Raw genomic sequence first — 20,468 nt, forward strand, 5'->3', positions numbered from 1 at the left:
CATGGGGAAGAAGGCGGTGTCGGGGCGGGTGGCCCTCAGAAGTCGGCGGTGAGGGAGAGGTCGATCTCGTCGTCGCTCATCTGCGAGATCAGTTCCAGCAGCCGGTGCTCCACCTCGGCGGCGAGGCGCGCGACCGTGGGGTGCTCGAACAGGTCCCGTACCTGGAGCGGGCAGTCGAACGCGGTGCGCAGCCGGGAGGCGACCGCGACGGCGCGCAGGGAGTGGCCGCCCAGGGCGAAGAAGTCGTCGTGGACGCCGACCCGCGGCAGGTCCAGCACCTCGCACCAGATCTGGGCGACGACCGTCTCGGCCGGGGTGCGCGGTGCCACGAAGGCGCCCGACTCGGGTGCGGCGGGCTCGGGCAGGGCGGCGGTGTCCAGTTTGCCCTGCACCGTCAGCGGCAGCGCGTCGAGCCGGACGAACGCCGAGGGCACCAGGTAGTGCGGCAGCCGGGCCCGGCAGTGCGTCTGGAGGACTTCCTCGGACAGCCCGTCGCCGACGACATAGGCCACCAGGGCGGGCTCGCCGCGCAGGGGGCGTACGAGGACCGCCGCGCCGCGCACTCCGGGGTGCCGGCGCAGCACCGCCTCGGCTTCCCCGGGCTCGACGCGGAACCCGCGGATCTTCACCTGGTCGTCGTTGCGGCCGAGGAACTCCATGTCGCCGGAGGGCAGCCGGCGTACGACATCCCCCGTGCGGTAGAGCCGCCCGCCTGCTCGCCCGAACGGGTCGGGCTCGAACCGCTCGGCGGTCAGCGCCGGCCGCCCCAGGTACCCGCGCGCCAATTCGCTTCCGCCGACGAGGAGTTCGCCGGGCACGCCCTCGGGGACGAGTTCGCCCAGGGCGTCGACCACATAGGCACGACGACCGCCCAGGGGCCGGCCGATCGGCACCCGTGCGCCGCCGGCGCCGTGGACGGTGTGCGCGGTGGCCGAGATGACCGACTCCGTGGGCCCGTAGGTGTTGAGCACGGGCACGTGCGGCAGATGTCCGAACCACCGCTCCAGCGGGTCGGCGGGCAGCGCCTCCCCGCCGGTCACCAGCAGCCGCAGCGAGGCGAGCCGGGGCGCGAGCCGGTCCAGCTGGGCGACGAGTTCCGCCCAGTAGGACGGGGTGAGCTCCATGACGGTGACCCGCTCGGCCGCGACCCGTGCGGCCAGTTCCTCCGGGGCCCAGATCTCGTCCGGGCGCACGATCACCGTGGCGCCGGTGCTCAGGGCGGGCAGGATCTGCTCCAGCGAGGCGTCGAAGGAGGTGGACGCGAAGGTGAGCACCCGGTCTCCGGCGGTGAGCGCGTACCGCTCGCTGGCGGCGGCCACATGGGCGTCCAGGGCGTGGTGTTCGACTCCGACGGCCTTGGGGCGGCCGGTGGAGCCCGAGGTGAAGATGACGTACGCCAGCTCGCTCGGGTCGGGCGTGTACCGCGGTCCGTCGGGCAGCGGCCGTACGTCCTCGACGGCTACGGCCGTCACCCCGAGCGCGGTGACCTGCTCGCCGGTGTGTGCGTCGGCGACCACATGCCGGACCTGGGCTTCCTGGAGCATGTACCGGAGCCGGTCCTCGGGCAGCCGGGCGTCGAGCGGGACGTAGACACCGCCAGCCCGCCAGACGGCGAGCATCGCGGCCACGGACCAGACGCCCCGCCCGACGCACACCCCGACCCGGTCGCCGGGGGCGACTCCCCCGGTGACGAGGTGCGCCGCCAACCCGCCTGTGAGGTCTTCCAGTCGGGCATAGTCGAGGCTCGTTCCCTCGCACACCACGGCGGGGTCCGCGGGGCGGCCGGCCACCCGGAACGCCGGTGCGGCCGGCACCTCGCGGCCCGCCGTCGCCACCAGCAGCTCGCGCTCCCCCGCGGACAGCAGCGGCGCCGCGTCGACGCGGAGGTCCGGGTCCGCGAGGACGGCTTCCAGCAGCCTTCCGACATGCCGGGCGAAGCGGCTGGCGGTGGCCGGTTCGAACAGGTCGGCGGAGTACTCGACATTGAGGGCGAACCCGCCGGGACGCACCACGAAGGTGGCCGTCAGATCGAACTTCGCCGATCCCCAGGGGAGTCGGAAGCCGCTCGTGTCGAGCCCCGGCAGCCCGGAGCCGCCGGTGGACGCGTCCTGGACGTCCACCATCACCTGGAACAGCGGATTGCGGGACAGGTCGCGGGCGGGGCGCAGCCGCTCCACGACCTGTTCGAACGGCACCTCCTGGTGGTCGAAGGCGCCCAGCACCACCTCGCGCACCCGGTCCACCAGACCGGCGAAGGTGGGCCGCCCGGACAGATCCGTGCGCAGCACCACGGTGTTGACGAAGAAGCCGATCAGCGGCTCCAACTCCAGACGGCCGCGCCCGGCGACGGGGGTGCCCACCGGGACGTCGGTCTGCCCGGACCAGCGGGCCAGCACGGCCTGGGCGGCGGCCAGCAGCACCATGAACCGGGTGGCGCCGCGCTCACGGGCGAAGGCGTCCACCCGGTGCACCAGCCCGGCGGGCAGATCGATCTCGACGGCACCGCCCCGCCCGGTGAACGCGGCCGGTCGGGGCCGGTCGGCCGGCAGCTCCAGCACGGGCGTCTGCGCCAGCGTCTCCTCCCAGTAGGCGAGTTGCGGCTCCAGCCCGCCGCTGTCGGCGCGTTCGCGCTGCCACACGGCGAAGTCGCCGTACTGGACGGGCAGCGGCGGAAGGTGGGCCGCCCGTCCCGCCCGCCGGGCCGCGTAGTGGTGGGCCAGCTCGTCCAGCAGGACGCCCTTGGACCAGCCGTCGGTGACGGCGTGGTGCAGGGCGAGCAGCACCACGTGGTCGTCGTCGGCGAGCTCCCACACCCCGGCCCGCAGCAGCGGTGGCCGGTCGAGTTCGAAGCGGCGCGTGGCCAGGGCCGCGGCCCGCCGCCGTACGGCCTCCAGGCGGGCCTCCTCGTCCGGGGCCTCGGGCGCCGCCTCCCAGTGCAGGGGCACGGCCACCGGGTCGCACACCCGCTGCACGGGGCGGCCGTCGGACTCGGTCAGCGCCGTGCGCAGGACCTCGTGCCGGGCCACCAGATCGTCCAACGCCTGCTGCCAGGCGGCGCGTTCGAGTCCGCCGCGTACCCGCAGGCAGTACCACAGCAGGTAGGAGTCGCCGCGGTCGGAGGTGCGGTCCAGGAACCACAGGCGCTCCTGCGCGAAGGACAGGGGCAGCGGGCGGGTACGGTCGACGGGCACCAACTCGGCCGTTCCGGAGGCGCGGGCGCCGGCCACGCACGGGGCGAAGCCGCGCACGGTCGGGTGCTCGAAGACGGTCCGCAACTCGATGTCCCGGCCGAGGCGCCCGGCGATCCTGGAGACCGCCATGGTGGCGAGCAGGGAGTGCCCGCCCAGGTCGAAGAAGCTGTCGTCGATGCCGATCCGTTCCAGGCCGAGCACATCGGCCCACACCTCGGCGACGATCCGCTCGGTCTCGTCGCGGGGCGCGGCGAAGGCGGCGTCGCCGGCCGGACGGCCGCGGTCGGGATCGGGCAGGGCGGCGCGGTCGAGCTTGCCGGAGACGCCGACCGGGAGGGCGTCCAGGATGACGAAGTCGGAGGGGACGGCGTAGTGCGGCAGTGAGCGGGCGCACCAGGCCCGCAGCTCCGCCCGGCCGGGCGCCTCGGGTGCGTCCGGGGCGGGCACGACATAGCCGGTCAGGGACTGTCCGGTGGCACGGTCGGGCCGGACGGCGGCCGCGGCGACCTGCGGGCAGGCCCGCAACACGGCCTCTACTTCGCCGAGTTCGATACGGAAGCCCCGGATCTTGACCTGGTCGTCGCGGCGGCCGGCGAACTCCAGCTCGCCCCCCGGCGTCCAGCGCACCAGGTCGCCGGTGCGGTAGAGACGGCCGCCGGGCGGGCCGTACGGGTCGGGCACGAAGCGTTCGGCGGTCAGCGCGGGCCGGTTGAGATAGCCGCGCGCCAACTCGGTCCCGCCGATGAGCAGTTCGCCGGAGACTCCGACGGGCACCGGCTCGTCGTCCGCGTCCACCACGTACACGCTCCGGTCGCCGAGCGGGCAGCCGATGGGCACGCTGTCGGCGGGCGGTTCGTCCGCGTCGTAGGTGGTGGCGGTGACGGTGGTCTCGGTGGGCCCGTAGGCGTTGCAGACCCGCACCCAGGGCACGGCGGCCCGCCAGACGGCCAGGGTGTCCGGCGGGACCGCCTCGCCGCCGAGGACCAGCAGCCGCAGCGGGGCGAGGGCTGCGGCGAGTCGCCGGTCGAGGGAGAGGGCCAGCTCGGACCAGTAGGTGGGCGGCACGTTGACCACGGTCAGCTCGTACCGCTGGACGATCTCCGGTACCCGTGTGGGCAGCCAGGGCTCCTCGGGGCGCATGACGACGGTGGCGCCGCAGGTGAGGGCGGGCAGCACCTGGTCCAGGGAGGCGTCGAAGGAGAAGGAGGCGAAGGCCAGCACCCGGTCGGCGGCGGTGATGCCGAGCCGCTGCCGGGCGGCGGCCACGTGCGAGGCGAGCGCGGCGTGTTCGACGCCGACCGCCTTGGGGCGTCCGGTGGATCCGGACGTAAAGATGACATGGGCGAGTTGGCGGTGGTCGGGCCGGTGGCGGGGCCCGTCGGGGGTCGGGTGGACGGCGGTGACATCGACGGCGACGGGGGCGAGCGGGGCGGCGACGGGGGCCGTCGCCGGTGCGGTGACGACGCAGGCGAGCCGGGCCTCCTCCGCCATGAACGCGAGGCGCTGCGCGGGGAGTTCGGGGTCGAGCGGCACGTACACCCCGCCGGCCCGCCAGATCCCCTCGATGGCGGCGACCGACCACAGTCCGCGGCGCAGGACGACGCCGACCGGGCTGCCCGCGGTGACGCCGGCGGCACCGAGCGCGGCGGCGAGTCCGCCCGCCATGGCGTCCAGCTGGGCGTATGTGGCGCTGTCGTCGCCGCAGCGCAGCGCGATCGCCTCGGGCCGCCCGGCGAAGGCGACCGGTGCCGCGGGTGCCGCGGGCCGGTCCGGGGCATGGTGCCATGCGCTTTGCGGCCGCACGGGCGCACCGGGCCCGACCGGCAGGGCACGCGCCAACTCGGCGACGGGCGTGCCGGGTTCGGCGAGGGCGGCCCGCAGCAGCGCGACGTACGCCTGCGCGAAGGCGCGCATCGTGGCGGCGTCGAAGAGTGCGGTGGCGTACTGGAGGATGGCGGCGATGCTGCCGTCCGTGCGCAGGGTCAGGTCCAGGAAGACGTCCAGCGGGGTCTCGGTCAGCGGTGGCTCGACCAGCGCCACCTCCAGGTCCGCCATCCGCACCGGCCGGATCGGGGAGTTGAGCAGGGTGAACGACGCCTGGGCGAGGGGGTGCCGGGACAGGTCGCGGGACCCGCCGAGCGCGCCGACCACCAGATCGAAGGGCGCCTCGGCATGCGAGAGGTCGGCCGGCACCCGCCGCCGTACCCGCTCCAGCAGCGCGTCGAAGCCGGGCCGCCCGGACAGGTCCGTGCGCAGCACGACGGTGTTCACCAGCGGGCCGATCAGCTCGGCGGCGCCGCGCTGGGCCCGGTCCGCGAGGGTGCTGCACACGGCGACGTCGGTACGGCCCGACCAGTGGCCGAGCAGCGCCTGGTAGGCGGTGAGCAGCACCGTGTACCGGGTGGTGCGCCGGGATCGGGCCAACTCGTCCACAGCGGTGACGAGTTCGGCGGGCAGATCGAAGCGGACGACATCTCCGGCGCCGTCCCAGAGCCGGGGGCGCGGCCGGTCGGTGGGCAGCTCCAGCGGGGTCAGCCCGGTCAGCCGGTCCCGCCAGTACCCGAGCAGCCGCTCCAGGCGGGCGCCGGAGAGCCGTTCGGCCTGCGTGCGGGCGAGTTCGGCGTACTGCACGGCGGCCGGTGGGACCTGCTCCCCCCGGTATCCGGCGGCCAGTTCGGCCAGCAGCACGCCCCAGGACCAGCCGTCCACGGCGATGTGGTGGACCTCGACGAGCAGCAGATGCTCGTCGTCCGCGACGCGGGCGAGCGTGGCGCGGACCGGGTGCTCGGCGGCGAGGTCGACGGGGCGGCCCAGGCAGCGGGCGTACAGGTCGGCGGGGCCGTCCGCGGTGATCCGGTGCAGCGTGAAGGGGGCGGGGGCGTCCACGACGGGTACCGGCTCCCCGTCGACGGCGGTGAACCGCGTCCGCAGCACCTCGTGCCGGGCCACGATGCCGCCCAGCGACCGCTCCAGCCGGCCGGCGTCGAGGCGCCCGCGCAACCGCAGCACCAGCGGCAGCATCGACCCGCTGGAGGACCCCGCCAGCTGGTCCATGAACCACAGCCGGCGCTGCGTGAAGGATGCCGTGCGGGTGTCCACGTCGTTCGGCGCCCCCGCAGGGGCCGGAGCTGTTGTCACTGTCGCCTCCCAGCCGTCTTTTCCCAGCAGCCTGCCGCCGCGCGCCTTCGCTCCCCAGGGAAGAAGACGCAGCGGTGCGAGCAGAGTCGACTGCGGTTCCGGGGAAGGGGGTCGGGAGACGAGCAACCTCACGGGTGGCCGGCCGCGCGTGCCGTCCCGCGGTGCGGTGGAAGGCGGGCGCGTCGCTCGACGACGTGGACGGTCTGCCCGCATACGGAACGGGGCACGGGATGACCGCCGGTGCCGCACGGGGGGGCGGAGGCCGAGCTGGTACAACCATGGTGACGGCGCCCGGTCTCCGGGGCCCGCCTGCTCTCCGTCTTCCGCGCACCCAGGAGCCCGCCGTGTCCGTACCGGACGCCCGCACCGTCACCAGCCGCGAACGCTCGGCCAAGCCCCCCGTCCCGCACGCCGCCCTCGGCGTGGGCGCGATCGTCCTCGGCGAGCAGGGCGTCCTCCTCGGCCGCCACCACCGCGGCACCCTCGAACTGCCGGGCGGCACCGTGGAGGCCGGGGAGTGCCTGGAGGAGACCGTCGTACGGGAACTCGCCGAGGAGACCGGGCTGCTCGTGCGGACCGAGGACGTCAGGCTGCTGGGCACGCTGGTCGACCACGCCGGGGACGTCGTACGGGTCACCGTCGGCGCCCTCGTCACCGCGTGGCGGGGCGAACCGGCCACCCAGCCGGACGAGCGGGTCGGCGACTGGGCCTGGTACCCCCTGGACCGGCTGCCCGACGGCCTGTTCGTGTGCAGCGCCCAGATCCTCACCGCGTGGCGCCCCGAACTGCCCCTCGCGCACACGCCGGCGCACTTCACCCCGTACGCCTAGAGACACGGTTCCGGATACCGGGAACCAAGGAGAGGGCGGCGCCGCCGTGTCGACGGACGCGGCGCTCGCCCTCGCCGTACGTCCCCTACAGGGCCTTCTCCAGCCGCTCCGCCATCAGCTTCACGAAGCGCGCCGGTTCCTTCGGCTGGCCGCCCTCCGCGAGGACCGCGAGACCGTACAGCAGCTCGGCGGTCTCGGCGAGTCCGGTGCCGTCGCCGCGCTCCGTGTACGCCTCGTTGAGGCCCTTGACCAGCGCGTGGCCGGGGTTGAGTTCGAGGATGCGCTTGGCCCGCGGGACCTCCTGGCCCATGGCGCGGTACATGTTCTCCAGGGCCGGGGTCAGGTCGTGCGCGTCGGAGACGATGCAGGCCGGGGAGACGGTGAGCCGCGAGGACAGCCGTACCTCCTTGATGTCGTCCTCCAGCCGCTTGCCCATCCACTCCAGCAGACCGGCGTACGCCTCGTTCCGCTTCTCCCGCTCCTCGTCGGCGCCGGTCTCCTCGTCCTTCGGGTCGAGGTCGAACTCGCCCTTGGCGACGGAGCGCAGCTTCTTGCCCTCGTACTCGCCGACCGCGTCGACCCACACCTCGTCCACGGCGTCGGTGAGCAGCAGCACCTCGATGCCCCGGTCGCGGAACGCTTCCATGTGCGGGGAGTTCTCGATGGCCTGGCGGGATTCGCCGGTCAGGTAGTAGATGTCCTCCTGGCCGTCCTTCATCCGCTCCACGTACTGCTTCAGCGTGGTCGGCTCGCTCTCGTGGTGCGTGCTCGCGAACGAGGCGACGGCGAGCAGCGCCTCGCGGTTCTCCGCGTCGGTGACCAGGCCCTCCTTGAGGACGGTGCCGAACTCCCGCCAGAACGTGGCGTACCGCTCCGACTCCTCGCCCATCAGGTCCTTGACGGTGGAGATGACCTTCTTCGTCAGGCGGCGGCGCATCATCTCGATGTGCCGGTCCTGCTGGAGGATCTCGCGGGAGACGTTGAGCGAGAGGTCCGCCGCGTCGACCACACCCTTGACGAAGCGGAGGTACGGCGGCAGCAGCGCCTCGCAGTCGTCCATGATGAACACCCGCTTGACGTACAGCTGCACGCCCCGCCGGAAGTCCCGCGTGAACAGGTCGTGGGGCGCGTGCTCCGGGAGAAAGAGCAGCGCCTGGTACTCGAAGGTGCCCTCCGCCTGGAGCCGGATGGTCTCCAGCGGGTCGCGCCAGTCGTGGCCGATGTGCTTGTAGAGCTCGTGGTACTCCTCGTCGGACACCTGGTCGCGCGGCCGCGCCCACAGCGCCTTCATGGAGTTGAGGGTCTCGGGCGTCTGCTCGGCGTCGTCGCCCGCGCCCTCGGGCTTCATCCTGATCGGCCAGGTGATGAAGTCCGAGTACCGCTTGACGATCTCCCTGACCTTCCACGGAGAGGCGTAGTCGTGAAGCTGGTTCTCCGGGTCGGCGGGCTTGAGGTGCAGGGTGACGGAGGTCCCCTGCGGCGCGTCCTCGACCGCCGTCAGGGTGTACGTCCCCTCGCCGCGCGAGGTCCAGCGGGTGCCCTGGCTCTCGCCGGCCCGCCGGGTCACCAGCGTCACCTCGTCGGCCACCATGAACCCGGAGTAGAAGCCGACGCCGAACTGGCCGATGAGGCCCTCCTCGCCGGCCGCGTCCTTGGACTCGCGCAGCTCGCGCAGGAATTCGGCGGTGCCGGAGTTGGCGATGGTGCCGATGAGCTGCCCGACCTCGTCGTACGACATACCGATGCCGTTGTCCCGCACGGTCAGGGTGCGGGCCTCCTTGTCGATGTCCAACTCGATGTGCAGGTCGGACACATCGACGTCGAGCGCGTCGTCCCGCAGCTTCTCCAGGCGCAGCTTGTCCAGCGCGTCGGAAGCATTGGAGATGAGTTCGCGCAGAAAGACATCCTTGTTCGAGTACACGGAGTGGATCATCAGCTGGAGCAGCTGACGCGCCTCCACCTGAAACTCAAACGTCTGCGTCGACATGTTCGCGGATACCTCACAGGTCCTGTCGTCGGAACTGGCGGCAGCCACTGTAAAACACCACGTCACGGCGGGGGGCCACATCAGGCCCAGAGGGACTGGGCGAGGGCCGCGCCCAGGAAGGCGGCGCCGAGCCCGGCGACGACACTCGCGACGACGTTGGCGGCGGCGAAGAAGCGCGCGCCCTCCTCGGCGAGCCGCAGCGTCTCGTAGGAGAACGTGGAGTACGTGGTCAGCGCCCCGCACAGCCCGGTGCCGAGCAGCAGCTGGAGGTTCGAGGACATCCCACCGGCGACGACCGCCCCGGTGACCAGGCCGAGGACGAGGCTGCCGACGACGTTGACGGTGAAGGTGCCCCAGGGGAAGACGGTGTCGTGCCTGGACTGCACGGTGCGGTCGGTCAGATAGCGCAGCGGCGCGCCGACGGCGGCTCCGGCGATGACCAGCAGCCAGTTCACGGACTCTCCTTGTCTTCGATGTCCTCGATGTCCTCGATGCCGGTGCGGCACAGGATCTCGCAGTGGTCGATGGTCACCAGGCCGTCCCCGACGAGTTCGTCGAGCTGGGGCAGGAAGCCCCGGACGCGTTCCTCGGTGTCGACGATGACGACGGCCACCGGGAGGTCCTCGCCGAGGGACAGCAGCCGGGCGGTGTGGATCAGGGAGGCCGCCCCGAATCCCTCCACGCCCCGGAACACGCTGGCGCCGGCCAGTCCGGCCCGGTGGGCCCGGTGCACGATCTCCGTGAAGAGGGGCTTGTGGTGCCACATGTCGTCCTCGCCGACGAGGACCGTGAGCCGGACGCCGGGAACGGTGGTTGCGGTCATGATGCCCTCCACTCGATGACGCGCCGGGTGAGGTGCGCGGTGGTCCAGACGGCCGCGAGGGCGCCGAGCGCGGTCGCGGCGAGGTCGAGCAGGCCGGTGGTGGCCCGGCCGGTGCCCGTCAGGCGCTCGATGTCCACGGTGTAGGTGGAGAAGGTGGTGAACCCGCCGAGCACCCCGGTGCCGAAGAAGGGTCTGATCAGGCGGTGCCCGGCCCCGATCTCGGTGATGACGGCCATGAAGACGCCGATGACGGCGCAGCCGGCGACGTTCACCCAGAACGTGGTCCACGGGAAGGCGCCGGACGCGGTCGGCCACAGCAGGGCAGCGGCGTAGCGGGCGCAGGCCCCGAGGGCACCGCCGGCGGCGACGGCCGCGAGAACCGGTCCCTGCGCGCGCCACGGCACGCGCCGACGGGCCGGCGGGGGCTGGGCAAGGATGCGTTCGGTGGATGCGTTCAGCGTGGTCCGCTCTGCCACATGGGCCTCCTCGTCACCGGGCGCCCACGCGTACCGGGGCGCACTTCGTCGTCAGGAGGGACCATTGGCGGCGTCATCGCCGCGGTTGGGTACGGCGGGACCCACCACCGTGCGGCGACCGAAGCCGTGCCGCGCGACCAGGATAGCGGACCCGTGATCCAGGGCGGACCGTGATCCGGGCGGACCCGCGACCGCAGCCCGCTGGCCGCCGATGCCGATACCGTGCGGGATCTCGCCGGGCCGCACGCTGTTCTTCAACCTGTCGCACGCGGGGCACGACCTGTGAGCCCGGCGGTCGGGTGCGTGCGGTGCTCGGCGCCGCGCGGCCACAGCACCTCGACGTCGACGCCGTGGCTGCGGGCGTAGGCCACCAAGTGGGCGGTGGCGTCACGGCCGTTGGAGGGCGAGCCGTCCCAGACGGCCAGCAGCCGCGCGCAGGAGCGGACCAGGGCCTCGTCGGCGCCGATGCAGGAGGCGCGGTCGCCGGGGTCGTACTCCACCAGGCGCACCAGCTGCGACAGCAGCAGCAGTTCGCCGGCCGCCTCGCGGTCCGGCTCGGTGACGCGGGCGGGCACGCCCCCGAGGGACGGCAGCACCGTCACCAGGGCGAGGCCCGCCCCGCGCGCGGCCCGGCCGAACACCACGGGCAGGCCCTTGCCGGCCCGGACCACTCCGGCGCGGCCGGTGCGCGCGCGGTCGGCCAGCCGGGAGCGCAGCTCCTCCTCCAGGAGGGCCAGCGTCGGCACGGTGAGATCCGGATGTCCGACGACGGCGATCACTGCCGGCCTGCCCTTCTGCGCATGCGCTGATCATCGTCGTGCGCGGGTGCCGGGCACAGGGCCTGTCGGCAGGGATCGCGGGCCCGGACGGCCCATGGACAGGGGCGCCCGCGCGGCACGGCCGGGACCTGCCGGATTCGTCCGCTTCGTGGCCCCCGAACGATCTGTGCGGTAATTTGAGACGTGGATCACACCCACCACGGGGGCAGGCGCATCCGTGGTGATCAGGGGAGGTTCCGGTTGACCCCGGCACAGCTGCGGGCGTTCTCGGCGACCGTCCGGCTCGGCTCCGTGAAGGCAGCGGCGGCGGACCTCGCGGTGAGCGAGGCCGCCGTCTCGCTGCACATCGCCCATCTGCGCCGGGAACTCGGCGACAAGCTGTTCACCCGCACCGGCAGCGGGCTGGCGTTCACTCCGGGCGGGCTGCGGCTCGCCAGCCGGGCGGCGCAGATGCTGGGCCTCCAGGACCAGACCGTGCTGGAGGTGCAGCAGGCCGGGGCCGGGCGGCGGCTGCTGCGCGTCGCCACGTCGAGCCTGTTCGCCGAGTACGCGGCGCCCGGCCTGATCGAACTGTTCGCGGGGCGGGCCGACGATCTCGACGTCGAGCTGAGCGTGCACGATCCGCAGCGCTTCCCGCTGCTGCTGACCGAGCGGGCGGTGGACGTGGCCATCGGGCCCCGGCCCGCCACCGTGGACGCCTCGATGAGTTGCACGCACTTCCTCAACTACCAGATGATCGCGGTCGTCGGCGCCGCTCATCCCCTGGCCTCCCGCACCGCCCCGGCCCAGCTGGCGGAGCTGCGTGAGCAGACCTGGCTGCTCGGGCCCTCCGCGGTGGGGCGCGCCGGGATAGTGCCGTCGGTGCTGCGGCGGCTCCAGATTCCCGAGGAGCACCAGCGGATCTTCCAGAGCCACACCGCGGCGGTGGACGAGGCCAAGCACGGCACCGGGGTGGCACTGGCGGTGACGTTCGCCGTCGGCAAGGACCTCGCCGACGGGGACCTCCGGCAGATCGGCGGGCCCCAGCTGCCCGCGCGCGGCTCCTGGAACCTCCTCGCCCTCGGCGACCGCGAGGCCCCGCCGGCCGCCGCCGAACTCCGCCGCTTCGTCACCACCCCCCGCGCCACCCAGGCCATGCTCCGCGGCGCCGGTGTCACGGCGGGCCGGTTCCGCCCGGCGATCCATGTGACGCTGTGGAGCTGAGGGGCCCAGGTGACCTGGTGAGGGATGCAGGTCTCCGGCCGTGCCCGCGCGGTCCCGTCAGCCGGGCGACTTCCGGGGGGACGCGGAGGAGGGAGGCGAAGGTGTCCGCCGCAAGGAGCAGGTCGATGTACGGCAGCGCGGCGATCATCGTCGTGGTGCGCGGGAGGTAACCCGGCGCGCCCGCGCGGGGGTTGAGCCAGACGACCGTATGAGCGCGGCGGCGCAGCCGGGCCATGGCGGCGGCGAGGCGTGCGGGCGGATCGCCGTCCCAGCCGTCGGAGGCGATCAGGACGACCGCGCCGCGCAGCGCGCCCCCGTGGTGGGAGGCGAGCAGGGTCTCCAGGCAGTGCGCGATCCGGGTGCCGCCGAACCGGTCGGCGACCCGCCGCGACGCCTCCTCGAAGGCCGTCTCGGCGGAGTGGTGCGCGAGGACGTCGGTGAGCCGGGTCAGCGAGGTGGCGAAGGCGAACACCTCGGCCCGCGTGGTCAGGGTGAGCGCCCGCATCAGATGCAGGTAGGCCACCGCCTGCGCCTGCATGGAGCGGCTCACGTCGCACAGGACCACCACCCGGCGGGGCCGGTCGAGGGGGCCCGCACGGACGAGTCGTACCGGTTCCCAGCCGGTACGACGAGAGAGGGCCACCGTCTCCCGGATCGCCACCCTGGGCCCGCCCGGACGCCGCGCGTACCGGCGGGAGCGGCGGGTCGGCCACTGCCGCAGCCCCGTCTCCAGCCACTGCCCGAGCAGCGCCGCCTCCCGCTCCCCCAGCCGCTCGAACGGTGTGTCCACGGCGCCGGCCAGCTCGGTCGGCAGCCGCTGCGGCAGGGGCGGTGCGTGCTCCTCGCTCGGCCCGGCCGCCCCCGCCACCGGCGGCAGCGTCACCCACGGCAGCCCCGTGTCCGCGGCCGGATCGCCGCACGCGCCCGCGGGCAGCGGGGCGCGCACCTCGTCCCCGGCCTGCCGCGCGAGGCTGCGTGGGGTGCGGCGGGCGTGCGGGTCGAGGGAGAGGACGGCTTCACCGAACACCGCGGCGAAGACCTCGTCGAAGCGGGCCAGGTACGGCTGGTCGCGGACCAGGGTGACGCGGGCCGTCCAGTACAGGGCGGTCCGGGTGGTGGGCCAGGACGCGGCCAGCGCGGCGACGAAGTCCCGCGCGGCGGTCAGCCCCACGGGCACGCCCCGGCCCCGCAGCCGGTCGGCGAGCGCCACGGCGAACGCGGCCCGGTCGACGGCGGGCAGGAACGGCCCGGCCGGCATCATCGCGCCGGGCTCCGGTTCCGCTGCACCGCCCAGTAGGTCACCGCACCGCCGACGACCGCGCCGACGGCCACCGGGACCAGCCGCCTGGAGACCGACCTCCCGGCGTACCGCATCAGGTCCAGGGGCTCGTTCTCCCGCGCGGGCTGCTGCTGCGGCCGGGGCACGGCGGCGGCCTCGGACCGCGGGGACGGCGAGGGCCGTACGGCCCCGGCGGCGGCCGGTTCCGTGGCAGCCCGCTCGGCGGCGGACGGCTTTACGGCGCCCGGCTCGGCGGTGGCTGGCTCCGAAGCGCTCGGCTGGGCGCTGGACGGCTCCGAAGCGGTCGGCTCGGCGGTGGCCGCGGGCGAGGGCGCGGAGGTGGGCGGGGCCGCCGCCGGGGGCTGCGCGGTGGCCTGCGTCGCCCCCGGTGCAGCCGCCGGTTCCGCCGCCTCCGGCTTGTGCAGCAGTTGCTCCTCCACGTTCGCCATGAACTGCGCGAACAGCTTCTCGGAGATCTCCTTGATCATGCCGCTGCCGAACTGGGCGAGCTTCCCGCTGATGTTCAGGTCGGTGCTGACGCTGACCGCCGTGCCCGTCCCGTCGGGCCGCAGCCGGGCGTGCACGAGCGCGGAGGCGTTCCCCTGGCCGCGGACGTCCTTGCCGGAGGCGCTGATGACCGCGCTGTGGGTGGCCTCGTCCTGCTCGGTGAAGCGCGCCGTGCCCTGGAACTGGCTGATCACCGGCCCGACCTTCACCTTCACCTTGCCGCGGTAGACATCGCCGTCGACCCCGGTGAGCTGGGCGCCGGGCATACACGGGGCGAGGCTCTCCAGATCGGTGAGCGCCCGCCAGGCCCGGTCCAGGGGCGCGTCCACCCGGAACTCGTTGTCGATCTTCATGGCTTACGGTCTCCTCGCTTCTTCGGGGTAGCCGAGTTCGCCGAGGGCCCCGGTGACGGCCGTACGGTCGTCGGGGCTCTTGGCGACCGCGCTGAGGGTGCTGATCACATCACGGCGGGCCAGCCGGGACACGCGCAGCGCGGCCAGGGCGGAGACCCAGTCGATGGCCTCCGCCAGGCCGGGCGCCTTGTCCAGGTCCAGCGCGCGGACCTTGCCGATGAACGCGGTGGCGGACGCGATCAGCGGTTCGTTCGCGGCCGGCACCGAGCGGCGCAGGATCTCTGCCGCGCGCTCGGGGCCGGGATAGTCGATCCAGTGGTAGAGGCAGCGGCGGCGCAGCGCGTCGTGGAGTTCGCGGCTGCGGTTGGAGGTGAGGACCACCACCGGGGGCCGGGCGGCGGCGAAGGTGCCCAGCTCCGGGATGGTGATGCTCCACTCCCCCAGGAACTCGAACAGCAGCGCCTCGAATTCGTCGTCCGCGCGGTCGATCTCGTCGATCAGCAGTACCGGCGGCAGCGGCCCCTGATGGCGTACGGCGCGCAGCAGCGGCCGGTCCAGCAGGAACTCCTCGGTGAACAGGTCGGCGTCGGCCAGGTGCTGCCCGCGCGCCTCGGTGAGCCGCACGGCGAGCAGCTGGCGCTGGTAGTTCCACTCGTACAGCGCCTCGCCGGCCGTCAGCCCCTCGTAGCACTGGACGCGGATCAGCGGGGTGGCGAGGGCCTCGGCGAGCGACTTGGCGGCGCTGGTCTTGCCGACGCCCGGCTCGCCCTCCAGGAGCAGCGGGCGGTCGAGGACGGTGGCCAGGTAGAGGGCGGTGGCGGTGCCCTCGTCCACGAGGTGGCCGACTTCGGCGAGGCGGCGCCGTACGTCCTCGGCGTCCCGGAAGAGTCCGCTCACGCGTCAACCCACCAGCCCCGCCGCGCAGCGGTCCCGGCAGCCGGTGCCGCAGAACCAGAACTCCTTGTCCCCGGCGGCGAGATGAGGAGTACCGGCGGTGACGGTCACCGTCATCCCGCACACCGGGTCGACGACCTGGGCCGGCTGTTCTGGCAGTGCGGTCGGCGGGGGCGCGTGGCGCGCGCGTACGGACTCCACCACCTCGGCCAGGATGGCCAGCGCCACCTCGGGCGCCGTGCGGGCGCCGATGTCGAGGCCGGCCGGGGTGTGGATACGGGCTCGCTCCGCCGCGCCGAGGCCGAGTTCGTCCAGCAGGGCGGCGCCCCGGCGGCGGCTGGCGACCAGGGCGATGTGCGGCACGTCGGCGTCCAGGGCGGCGCGCAGCGCCTCCGCGTCGCCGCGCCCCTGCGCGGCCACGATCACCGCGCCGGTGTGCCCGGCGGGCGGCCCCTCGGGCAGGGAGCGCGCGGTGGCGTACCCGAGGACGTCGGCGAGGGCGATGAAGGCTTCCGCGATCGGGGTGGTGCCGACGACCTCGATCAGGGGCGGCGGGAGCACCGGTTCCAGGAAGATCTCCAGCGCGCCGCCGGACAGGCAGGGGTTGACCACGACCTTCGCGCCGGGGGTGTCCGGGAAGGCCGCCTCGCCCGCCGGCAGCACCCGCAGCAGCAGCGGCCCGCCGCCGTTGAGGGCGCCCAGTGCCGCCGTTCGCACCGAGCCCTCGGCGCACATCCCGCCGACGAAGCCGTCGATCGTGCCGTCGCCGTACACGATCGCCTCGTCGCCCGGATGCGCGGACGCGGGCGCCTGGGCGCGCACCACGCGGGCGTGCACGAACGGCACGCGCCGCCGGGCCAGTTCGAGCGCACGCGCGCTCACCGTCTCGGGCACCCCGGTCACCTCCTCGACTCCCGTCACCGTCTGCTGTTCCTCCTGTCCTCCCGTGCGCCGCGCCGCCCGTCAGATCGGCGGGAGGGGCCGGCCCTGCATCGCCTCCCAGACCCGCGAGGGGGTCAGCGGCATGTCGGCGTGCCGGATCCCGAACGGGGCCAGCGCGTCGACCACCGCGTTGACGATCGCCGGCGGGGAGCCGACGGTCGCGGACTCGCCCACGCCCTTGGCGCCGATCGGGTGGTGCGGGGACGGCGTGACCGTGAACCCGGTCTCCCAGTCCGGTACTTCGAGGGCCGTGGGGATGAGGTAGTCCATCAGGGAGCCGCTGAGGCAGTTGCCGTCCTCGTCGAAGGCGATCATCTCCATCAGCGCCATGCCGACACCGTCGGTGAGCCCGCCGTGCACCTGTCCCTCGATGATCATCGGATTGATGCGGGTGCCGCAGTCGTCGACCGCCACGAACCGCCGTACCGTCACCTTCGCGGTGCCCGGATCGATGTCGACCACGCAGATGTAGGCGCCGTGCGGATAGGTGAGGTTCTCCGGGTTGTAGCAGATCTGCGCCTCCAGACCGCCCTCGACGCCCTCGGGCAGGTCGCCCGCGCCGTGCGCCCGCATCGCGATGTCCTGGATGGTCACCGAGGCGTCCGGGTCGCCGGCCACCCTGAAGGAGCCCTTCTCCCATTCCAGGTCGGCGACCGAGACCTCCAGCATGCCGGAGGCGATCAGCCGTGCCTTGTCGCGGACCTTGCGGGCGACCAGCGCGGCGGCCGCGCCCGAGACCGGGGTGGAGCGGCTGCCGTACGTGCCGAGGCCGAACGGGGTCTGGTCGGTGTCGCCGTGCACGACCTCGACGTCCTGCGGCGGGATCCCTAGTTCCTCGGCGACGATCTGCGCGAACGTCGTCTCGTGGCCCTGCCCCTGGGACTGCACCGACAGCCGCACGACGGCCTTCCCGGTGGGGTGGACCCGCAGTTCGCAGCCGTCGGCCATGCCGAGGCCCAGGATGTCCATGTCCTTGCGGGGCCCGGCGCCGACCGCCTCGGTGAAGAAGGACACCCCGATGCCCATGAGCTCGCCGCGGGCCCGCTTCTCGGCCTGCTCGGCGCGCAACTCGTCGTATCCGGCGAGCCTTTTGGCCAGCTCCATGGTCGGGGCGTAGTTCCCGGAGTCGTACACCCAGCCGGTCTTGGTGCGGTACGGGAACTGCTCGGGGCGGATGAAGTTCTTCATCCGCAGCTCGATCGGGTCCATCCGGAGTTCGGCGGCGAGGCAGTCGACGATCCGTTCGACCAGGTAGACCGCCTCGGTGATGCGGAAGGAGCAGGCGTACGCCACCCCGCCGGGCGCCTTGTTGGTGTAGACCGCCGTCATCTTGCAGTAGGCGGCATCCAGGTCGTAGCTGCCGGTGAAGACGCCGAAGAAGCCGGCCGGGTACTTCACGGGCGCGGCGACGCCGTTGAACGCGCCGTGGTCGGCGAGGACGTGGGTGCGGATGGCGAGGATCCTGCCCTCGCGGGTGGCCGCGATCTCGCCGCGCATGAGGTAGTCGCGGGCGAAGCCGGTGCTGATCAGGTTCTCGGCGCGGTCCTCCACCCACTTCACCGGCTTGCCGGTGAGCAGCGAGCCGACGATCGCGCACACGTAGCCCGGATAGATCGGCACCTTGTTGCCGAAGCCGCCGCCGATGTCCGGGGAGACCACGCGGATCTTGTGCTCGGGCAGTCCGGCGACGATCGCGTACAGGGTGCGGTGGGCGTGCGGTGCCTGCGTGGTGGACCACAGGGTGAGCTTGCCGTCGACCGCGTCGTAGTCGGCGACCGCGCCGCAGGTCTCCATGGGTGCCGGGTGCACCCTCGGGTAGACGATGTCCTGCGAGACGACCACGTCCGCGCGCCGGAACACCTCGTCGGTGGCGGCCGCGTCGCCGGTCTCCCAGTCGAAGACGTGGTTGTCGCTCTTGCCCTCCAGGTCGTCGCGGATGACCGGAGCGTCGGGCGAGAGGGCGGTGCGTACGTCGATCACCGCGTCCAGCGGTTCGTACGCGACGTCGATCAGTTCAAGGGCGTCGCGTGCCGCGTACCGGTCCTCGGCGACGACGAAGGCGACCTCCTGGCCCTGGAAGCGGACCTTGTCGGTGGCGAGGACGGCCTGCACGTCGTTCGACAGGGTCGGCATCCAGGCCAGGCCCTTCTCGGCGAGCATCGCTCCGGTGACCACCAGGCGGACCTTGGGGTGGGCCTCGGCGAGGGTGGTGTCGACGGAGACGATGCGGGCGTGGGCGAGCGGGGAGCGCAGGACGGCGAGGTGCAGCATGCCGGGCAGCTGGAGGTCGTCCACGTAGCGGCCCCGGCCGCGGACGAAGCGGGGGTCCTCCTTGCGCAGCATCCGGCCGTGGCCGTTGGGCTTGCGGTCGTTGTCGACGAAGGCGGTGCGGCGGCCGTTGCCGGCGACGGTGGTCATGGGGCGCTCCCCGAGGTCGGCGCGGCGCAGGGTCCGGGGCCGCCGGCCGGTGCGGTGGTCCGCTCGGGCTCCTCGACGGTGGTGCGGGTGCCGGCCTGTTCGGCGGCGGCCCAGCGGATCGAGCGGACGATGGTGGCGTAGCCGGTGCAGCGGCAGATCTGGCCCGAGATGGCCTCGCGGATCTCCTCGTCGCAGGGGTCCGGGTTGCGGTCGAGCAGGGCGCGCGCGGTCATCATCATGCCGGGGGTGCAGAAGCCGCACTGGAGTCCGTGGCATTCCATGAACCCGCGCTGGACCGGGTCGAGTTCGCCGTCCTGCTCCAGTCCCTCGACGGTGCGTACCTCGTGGCCGCCCGCCATCGCGGCCAGTACCGTGCAGGACTTGACGGGTTCGCCGTCCAGCCAGACCACGCAGGTGCCGCAGTTGCTGGTGTCGCAGCCCCAGTGGGTGCCGGTCAGCCGGAGGTGGTCGCGCAGGAAGTGCACCAGCAGCAGCCGCCCCTCGATCTCCCGTGTGACCTCTTCGCCGTTGACGGTCATGGTGACCTGCACGGTCACACCTCCTGTCCGTTGATCCGGGCCACGGCACGGCGCAGGACGCGCATCGTCAGCTCGCGGGCCAGATGCCGCTTGTACTCGGCGCTGCCGCGGCGGTCGGTGACCGGGGAGCAGGACTCGGCGGCGATGTCCCCGGCCCGCGCCCACAGTTCCCCCGCGGGCGGCCGGCCGCGCAGGGCGCCGGCGATTCCGCGGATGCCCGCGGTGTCGGGTCCGACGGCGGCGAGGCCGACGCGGGCGTCGGCGATCAGCCCGCTCCCGTCCAGCCAGAGGGCCGCGCCCGCGGAGACCACCGCCCAGTCCCCGGCGCGCCGCTCGACCTTCTCGTAGGCGCTGGATCCGCGCGGGCGGACCGGGAAGCGGACCTCGGTGAGGATCTCCGCGTCGCCGACCGCGGTCTCGTACGGGCCCTGGTGGAACTCCTCCATGGGGACCACCCGCTCGCCGTCCATGCCGCGGATCACACAGGAGGCGTCCAGCGTGGTGCACACCGCCGACAGGTCCTCGGAGGGGTCCGCCTGGCACAGGGAGCCGCCCAGCGTGCCCCGGTTGCGCACCACCGGGTCGGCGATCACCCGTTCGGCGTCGCGGAAGATCGGGAAGGCGGCGGCGAGTTCGGCGGACTCCAGCAGTTCGCGGTGCCGGGTCATCGCGCCAATGCGGATCAGTCCGGGTTCGACGCGGATGTAGCCCAGCTCGTCGTGCAGGTCGTTGATATCGATCAGGTACTCGAAGTTGGCCAGCCTGAGTTTCATCATCGGGATGAGGCTGTGCCCGCCGGCCACCAGCCGGGCGGTGTCGCCGAGCCGGTCCAGGAGCGTGACCGCCTCGTCCACCGTGCCCACGCGCTGGTACTCGAACGGAGCGGGAACCTGCATACCGCACTCCCCCTCCCGCCCGGCGGGCGGCCGGGCGTGTCGGGCGCCGTTGTCCAAAGATCATTGCGCCTCCGTCCGGGCGGGGTGTCAATCGCTGCTTAAGCCTTTGCTTAACTTGCCCTGCCACGCGGGGCGCGGTCACTTGAGCGAAGACTTAAGCTGCCGTTGACATGCGGCCGGCGGCATGCGCGTGATCCGGACGCCGGGCGGGTG

The 20,468-nt window shown here is 73.4% G+C and carries 14 protein-coding genes and 1 pseudogene; 2 read left to right on the top strand and 13 right to left on the bottom strand.

Features of this window, described 5'->3' with window-relative positions:
* Nucleotides 1-35: 35 nt before the first annotated feature.
* A complete protein-coding gene (locus ACZ7EC_RS02645; RefSeq protein ID WP_471056781.1) occupies nt 36-6,329 on the bottom strand; it encodes an amino acid adenylation domain-containing protein in 6,294 nt (2,097 codons plus the stop codon).
* A gap of 368 nt (nt 6,330-6,697) precedes the next feature.
* Between ACZ7EC_RS02645 and ACZ7EC_RS02650 the strand changes: the two are divergent.
* Nucleotides 6,698-7,159 (top strand): annotated as a pseudogene (locus ACZ7EC_RS02650) (nucleotide triphosphate diphosphatase NUDT15); the annotation flags it as partial.
* A gap of 85 nt (nt 7,160-7,244) precedes the next feature.
* Here the strand turns inward: ACZ7EC_RS02650 and htpG are convergent.
* From htpG to ACZ7EC_RS02675, 5 genes are all read right to left on the bottom strand, one after another.
* Nucleotides 7,245-9,146 carry a molecular chaperone HtpG gene (htpG, locus tag ACZ7EC_RS02655; RefSeq protein WP_471056784.1) on the bottom strand — a complete coding sequence of 634 codons (1,902 nt, stop codon included), beginning with the start codon at nt 9,144-9,146 and terminating at the stop codon, nt 7,245-7,247.
* Between the two features lie 80 nt (nt 9,147-9,226).
* A complete protein-coding gene (gene crcB, locus ACZ7EC_RS02660) occupies nt 9,227-9,601 on the bottom strand; it encodes a fluoride efflux transporter CrcB (protein ID WP_471056787.1) in 375 nt (124 codons plus the stop codon).
* The gene (locus tag ACZ7EC_RS02665) at nt 9,598-9,969 is read right to left on the bottom strand and encodes a DUF190 domain-containing protein (RefSeq protein ID WP_471056790.1); all 372 of its coding nucleotides are present in this window, start codon (nt 9,967-9,969) and stop codon (nt 9,598-9,600) included. Before ACZ7EC_RS02665 ends, crcB begins: the two co-directional genes overlap by 4 nt.
* Nucleotides 9,966-10,445, bottom strand: coding sequence for a FluC/FEX family fluoride channel (locus tag ACZ7EC_RS02670; protein ID WP_471056793.1), 480 nt, complete (start codon nt 10,443-10,445; stop codon nt 9,966-9,968). The genes ACZ7EC_RS02665 and ACZ7EC_RS02670 overlap by 4 nt, the downstream gene beginning before the upstream one ends.
* Before the next feature lie 254 nt (nt 10,446-10,699).
* Nucleotides 10,700-11,224 (bottom strand): hypothetical protein, encoded by a 525-nt coding sequence (locus ACZ7EC_RS02675; protein ID WP_471056796.1) that lies wholly within the window; start codon nt 11,222-11,224, stop codon nt 10,700-10,702.
* Nucleotides 11,225-11,464: 240 nt separating this feature from the next.
* On the opposite strand from ACZ7EC_RS02675, the gene ACZ7EC_RS02680 reads away from it, so the two are divergent.
* Nucleotides 11,465-12,427 (top strand): LysR family transcriptional regulator, encoded by a 963-nt coding sequence (locus tag ACZ7EC_RS02680; RefSeq protein ID WP_471056799.1) that lies wholly within the window; start codon nt 11,465-11,467, stop codon nt 12,425-12,427.
* Here the strand turns inward: ACZ7EC_RS02680 and ACZ7EC_RS02685 are convergent.
* From ACZ7EC_RS02685 to ACZ7EC_RS02715, 7 genes are read right to left on the bottom strand one after another with little or no spacing between them, the layout of a single operon-like run.
* On the bottom strand, nt 12,378-13,688 hold the full coding sequence (locus tag ACZ7EC_RS02685; RefSeq protein WP_471056802.1) for a vWA domain-containing protein: 1,311 nt from the start codon (nt 13,686-13,688) through the stop codon (nt 12,378-12,380). The genes ACZ7EC_RS02680 and ACZ7EC_RS02685 overlap by 50 nt on opposite strands.
* On the bottom strand, nt 13,685-14,566 hold the full coding sequence (locus ACZ7EC_RS02690) for an SRPBCC family protein (RefSeq protein ID WP_471056805.1): 882 nt from the start codon (nt 14,564-14,566) through the stop codon (nt 13,685-13,687). Before ACZ7EC_RS02690 ends, ACZ7EC_RS02685 begins: the two co-directional genes overlap by 4 nt.
* Before the next feature lie 3 nt (nt 14,567-14,569).
* Complete coding sequence (locus ACZ7EC_RS02695; protein WP_471056808.1) at nt 14,570-15,463, bottom strand: AAA family ATPase; 894 nt, start codon at nt 15,461-15,463, stop codon at nt 14,570-14,572.
* A 3-nt stretch (nt 15,464-15,466) separates the two neighbouring features.
* Entirely contained in the window at nt 15,467-16,381 is a 915-nt protein-coding gene (locus tag ACZ7EC_RS02700) for an XdhC family protein (protein WP_471056810.1), read from the bottom strand.
* 42 nt (nt 16,382-16,423) lie between these two features.
* Nucleotides 16,424-18,820 (bottom strand): aerobic carbon-monoxide dehydrogenase large subunit, encoded by a 2,397-nt coding sequence (locus ACZ7EC_RS02705; RefSeq protein ID WP_471056812.1) that lies wholly within the window; start codon nt 18,818-18,820, stop codon nt 16,424-16,426.
* Nucleotides 18,817-19,377, bottom strand: coding sequence for a (2Fe-2S)-binding protein (locus ACZ7EC_RS02710; RefSeq protein WP_471056814.1), 561 nt, complete (start codon nt 19,375-19,377; stop codon nt 18,817-18,819). Before ACZ7EC_RS02710 ends, ACZ7EC_RS02705 begins: the two co-directional genes overlap by 4 nt.
* Nucleotides 19,374-20,255: an FAD binding domain-containing protein gene (locus ACZ7EC_RS02715; RefSeq protein ID WP_471056817.1), complete on the bottom strand. Its 882-nt coding sequence runs from the start codon at nt 20,253-20,255 to the stop codon at nt 19,374-19,376. The genes ACZ7EC_RS02710 and ACZ7EC_RS02715 overlap by 4 nt, the downstream gene beginning before the upstream one ends.
* Between the last annotated feature and the right edge of the window lie 213 nt (nt 20,256-20,468).

The sequence above is a fragment of the Streptomyces sp. NPDC037203 genome (genome assembly GCF_055605065.1).